At 59.6% G+C, this 4,421-nt stretch carries 4 protein-coding genes; 2 read left to right on the top strand and 2 right to left on the bottom strand.

Annotation, left to right across the window (positions count from 1 at the left end; all coding sequences use genetic code 11):
* Together NP534_RS25875 and NP534_RS25870 are read right to left on the bottom strand one after the other, a co-directional pair.
* Positions 1–338: cupin domain-containing protein (locus NP534_RS25875; RefSeq protein ID WP_274100612.1), on the bottom strand; the 338-nt coding region annotated here is incomplete at its 3' end.
* 12 nt (positions 339–350) lie between these two features.
* The gene (locus NP534_RS25870) at positions 351–1,730 is read right to left on the bottom strand and encodes an MFS transporter (RefSeq protein ID WP_274100611.1); all 1,380 of its coding nucleotides are present in this window, start codon (positions 1,728–1,730) and stop codon (positions 351–353) included.
* A gap of 351 nt (positions 1,731–2,081) precedes the next feature.
* On the opposite strand from NP534_RS25870, the gene tnpB reads away from it, so the two are divergent.
* The gene (gene tnpB / locus NP534_RS25865; protein ID WP_274100610.1) at positions 2,082–2,546 is read left to right on the top strand and encodes an IS66 family insertion sequence element accessory protein TnpB; all 465 of its coding nucleotides are present in this window, start codon (positions 2,082–2,084) and stop codon (positions 2,544–2,546) included.
* Positions 2,547–2,564: 18 nt separating this feature from the next.
* Positions 2,565–4,121, top strand: coding sequence for an IS66 family transposase (tnpC, locus tag NP534_RS25860; protein ID WP_274100609.1), 1,557 nt, complete (start codon positions 2,565–2,567; stop codon positions 4,119–4,121).
* Positions 4,122–4,421 lie beyond the last annotated feature (300 nt).

Genomic DNA, 4,421 nt, shown 5'->3' with positions numbered 1-4,421 from the left:
TAAGTCTTGCGCAGGGTCTCGTGGATGTCCCACACGCCTTCGCAGTTCTCCGGGAACAATACCGCGTCGCCCGCCCGCAGCTCGACCGGCTCGCCGCCGTCCGGGGTGAAGGTGCAGCTGCCGCTGACGATGTGGCTGAACTCACGGTTTTTCAGGTAGCGGCGGAACACCCCCGGGCTGCTTTCCCAGACGCCGATGCTGGCGCCGACCGCTTCATCGGTCTGCTCCTGCGCCGTGGCGGCCTGGGCAATCGGTTCGCCGATCGGCAGGCGGGCAGGGGCGGGTGCGCCCAAGGGCGAAGCAGCGGCATTGCGTACAACGGTAAGTACTTGAGTCATGGAAGGGCTCCTTCAGGCTTTACGAGCGACAGTTTTGTGAGACGGAGACGGTGCAGTACGGGTGCTGCCCAGCGCGGCGGCCTGTTGCAGGTCGAGCTTGCTGGTCTCTGGTGCCAGCCACCACGAGATCAGTGCACCGAACAGCGAGATCAAGGCGGCGGCGAACATGGTGTTGGCAATGCCGTAGGACACCAGCGAGATCGGCACCAGGTAGGTACCCACGGCCGCGCCAACACGCGACAGCGAAGTGGCCAGGCCCACGGCGGAGGCGCGGATTTCGGTGGGGAACAGTTCGTTGGGGTAGACGTATTCCAGCACCTGAGCACCGCCAATCAGCACCGCGTAGGCGCCAAACAGCACCAGCACGGTGGTGGGTGATGCATCGGGGAACAGGCCCAGCAGCAACAGCGACATGCCCGACCAGAGGAAGCTGTGGATCAGCATCTTGCGCCGCCCCAGGCGGTTGATCAGCTTGGTGGCCACCAGGCAGCCCAGGGTGAACAGCAAGGTGATGGCGATCGAGCCATAGGCCGCCCAGTCACCGGTGAGCTTCAGCGCCTGCAGCACCTTCGGGGCGAACGCGTAGATGGCGAACAGCGGCACGATGGCGCACGTCCAGAACAGCGTGACGAAGGCCATGCGCTTGCCGTAGCCGGAGTGGAACAGCGACCACACCGATACGGGTTTGTCGCTGACTTGCTCCGGCAGGTCGGCAATGGAGTAGTCCGGGCCATAAACCCGCTTGATCACTGCATCCGCCTCGGCAGTGCGGCCTTTGCTCAGCAGCCAGCGTGGTGATTCCGGCGTGCCGCTACGGGCAATCAGGAACAAGGCACCCGGCACCAACGCACTGGCCAGTACCCAGCGCCAGCCGTCGTCGCCGCCGACACGCAGCAACAGCTCACCGACCATGTAGGCAGCAGCGGCCCCGGCGAACCACATCAGCACCATCGCGGCCAGCAGCGGCCCGCGTTGCTTGCGTGGCAGGAACTCGGCCAGCAGCGAGGTGGCGATGGGGTAGTCGGCGCCCACCGCGATACCGATCAACAGCCGCCAGGCAAACAACGCCCAGGCCGACTCCACCCAGAACTGCGCCACCGAAAACCCGACAATGGCGATCAGGTCGACCAGGTACAGCACCTTGCGCCCGTACTTGTCGGTGAACCACCCCCCCAGAAACCCCCCAAGGAACACCCCGATCAGCGCCGAGGCAGCAATCAGCCCCTCCCAGAAGGCGGACAGTTGCAGGGCATTGGTGATCTGCAGCATGGCCACGCCGATGATGCTCAGCACATAGCCGTCGAGGAACGGCCCGCCAGCGGAATAGACCGTCAGCTTGCGGTGGAACGCATTGAGTGGCGCATCTTCGACGGAGCGTTTCGATACGGACATTGGACTTACCTCTTGTTGTTATTCGACGCAGTAGCGCCGCCGCACTATCGCACCGGGCCGCAGAGGTTCCATATAACGGTTGGGACGGGTCATGGCATGCCCTTGCCGGGTGGCTTGGCACCTGCCGCTACGGCACTTCTTGAATTTCGTTGGCGCGCAGGATGGCGGCCACGCCTGTGCGGGTGTCCAGTTCAGTGGATGGAGCGCTATTCCTACCGCGACCCATTGACCCCGCGCGCCTGTTTTTTCTGTTAGGAACAACAGGGTATCCACTTGGTGTTTGCTTAGTCCGAATTTTCTTGAGCCTGATCCATTAAGATATTCTATTTTCCTAAGCTGCGAATTGCTAAGATGGCTGAGATCTTTGTAACGTATCCGCTCCATGAAGCCCACATTCCAAGCGACTACCTGAAACCCGATGCTGCGCTCCCGATTTCTTTCTGGAGCCGGTCCGCCATGATGCGTCCCGACAGCAAAGTCGAAAAGGTTTACCTCTACCCCAAGCCTGTGGATTTTCGAAAATCCATCGACGGCCTCACCGCCCTGGTCGAGCTGGACATCAAAGTCGCCGTGTTCGACCCCGTACTTTTCGTCTTCCTCAATAAAGCCCGTAACCGCATCAAGGTGTTGTACTGGGAGCGCAACGGCTTCTGCCTTTGGCTCAAGCGCCTCGAAGCCGAACGTTTCAAAACTTCCCCCGACGCCACCGACGAAGCCATCGTCCTGACCGTCCAGGAACTTAACTGGTTACTCGACGGCTTCGACCTCTGGCGCAACCCTCCACATCAGGTTCTGACACCCCGTTTCGTTGCCTGACCCGGTATAATCCGGGGCATGATTTCCTTGCCCGCCAACCTTCCAGACGATCCCGTACTACTCAAGCAGATGCTGCTTGAGGCCTACGAAGCACGCTTGCGCGAGCAGGAAGTCAACGAAGCCTATGCCACCCACATCGTCGACCTGAAAGAACAGATCAAGCTGCTGCGTGATCGCCTGTTCAACCGCAAATCCGAGCAGACGGTCGATCCCAATACACCGCAACTGGCAATGTTCAACGAGCCGGAAAGCGAGCCGTTGCTGGCCGTGGTTGAGGATGCGGACGAAGAAGTCGTTGCCCCAGTCAAACGTCGTGGCAAGCGCACACCGTTGTCGGCTGAACTGCCACGTGTCGAAGTCATCCACGACTTGCCCGAGCACGAGCTGACCTGTGCCTGCGGTTGCCGCAAGCATGTGGTTGGCGAGGAAACCAGCGAGCAGCTCGATATCGTGCCGATGCAGATCCGTGTGCTCAAACATGTGCGCAAGGTCTACGGCTGCCGTGGGTGTGAAAGCGCGCCATTCACAGCCGACAAGCCAGCCCAGTTGATCGAAAAGAGCATGGCCAGCCCCAGCGTACTGGCCATGCTGCTGACCACCAAGTATGTCGATGGTCTGCTGCTACACCGTTTTGAAAGCGTACTGTCCCGGCATGGCATCGAAATCCCCCGGAAAACCTTGGCCCGCTGGGTAATCCAGTGCAGCGAACACTTCCAGCCGCTGCTGAACCTGATGCGTGAGCGGTTGTTGGAAAACCCAGTGATTCACTGCGATGAAACGCGGGTGCAGGTGCTCAAGGAACCGGATCGCGACCCGACCAGCCAGTCCTGGATGTGGGTGCAGGCCAGCGGCCCACCTGATCGACAAGTCGTGTTGTTCGACTACACCACCAGCCGTGCGCAGGAGGTACCGTTGCGCCTGCTGGAGGGCTATCGCGGTTATGTCATGACCGATGATTACGCCGGTTACAACGCGTTGGCATTACAGCCCGGTGTCGAACGGTTGGAGTGCATGGTTCATGCACGCCGCAAGTTTGTCGAGGCGCAGCAGGTGCAGCCCAAAGGCAAGACGGGACGTGCCGATGTGGCGCTGGCGATGATCAACAAGCTGTATGGCATCGAGCGTGAACTCAAGGATGTCAGCGATGACCAGCGGTTCATCGGTCGCCAGGAAAGAAGCCTGCCGATCCTCGGCCAGTTGAAAAGCTGGCTGGACAAGACGCAGTCCCAAGTCACACCGCAAAGCGTGCTGGGTAAGGCGGTGCATTACCTGGCGAGCAACTGGAACCGGCTGGAACGCTATGTCGAGGCCGGCCATTTGCCGATCGACAATAACCTGGCAGAGCGTGCGATAAAGCCGTTTGTCATCGGGCGCAAGGCCTGGTTGTTCAGCGACACGCCCAAGGGTGCTACGGCCAGTGCACAGATCTACAGCCTGGTCGAGACCGCGAAGGCCAACGGCCAAGAGCCCTATACGTGGCTGCGCCACGTACTGGAGCGGTTGACGCATGCCTCGTCGGTAGAGGACTACGAAGCGCTGCTGCCGTGGAACTGCTCACCGGAAATGCAACGGTAAATCGAAGCTCCATCTGGCGGTAGGTGGGGGTCATGGATCGCACTCGATCTACCGGCTGATCATCATCGTAGGTAAGCAGATAAAACAACACCGGCGCGAGGCCGGTGCAATTCCAATCACTTTTACAGAAAATGCCAGTGCGAGTTCTGCTATCGGGGCCAAGCAAAATATCTGAATACCAAGTTATGGATATATGCCGAGCCGCTCAAGCTCAGAGAAAAAATATTCCATGCCTTTCCGTATGCTATCTGTATCTTTTCTTATTACAACATCGTTACTTGTCGACATATTTAAAATAAA

This window comes from Pseudomonas sp. 39004, assembly GCF_028682155.1.
Classification (GTDB): domain Bacteria; phylum Pseudomonadota; class Gammaproteobacteria; order Pseudomonadales; family Pseudomonadaceae; genus Aquipseudomonas; species Aquipseudomonas capeferrum.
The sequence above is the reverse complement of the archived record's forward strand: the minus strand, read 5'-3'. Positions and strand labels throughout refer to the sequence as shown.

Excerpts from the sequence above, each read along its gene's own strand:
- NP534_RS25870 (WP_274100611.1), bottom strand. The coding sequence starts at position 1,730 with ATGTCCGTATCGAAACGCTCCGTCGAAGATGCGCCACTCAATGCGTTC.
- tnpC (WP_274100609.1), top strand. The coding sequence starts at position 2,565 with ATGATTTCCTTGCCCGCCAACCTTCCAGACGATCCCGTACTACTCAAG.
- tnpB (WP_274100610.1), top strand. The coding sequence starts at position 2,082 with ATGGCTGAGATCTTTGTAACGTATCCGCTCCATGAAGCCCACATTCCA.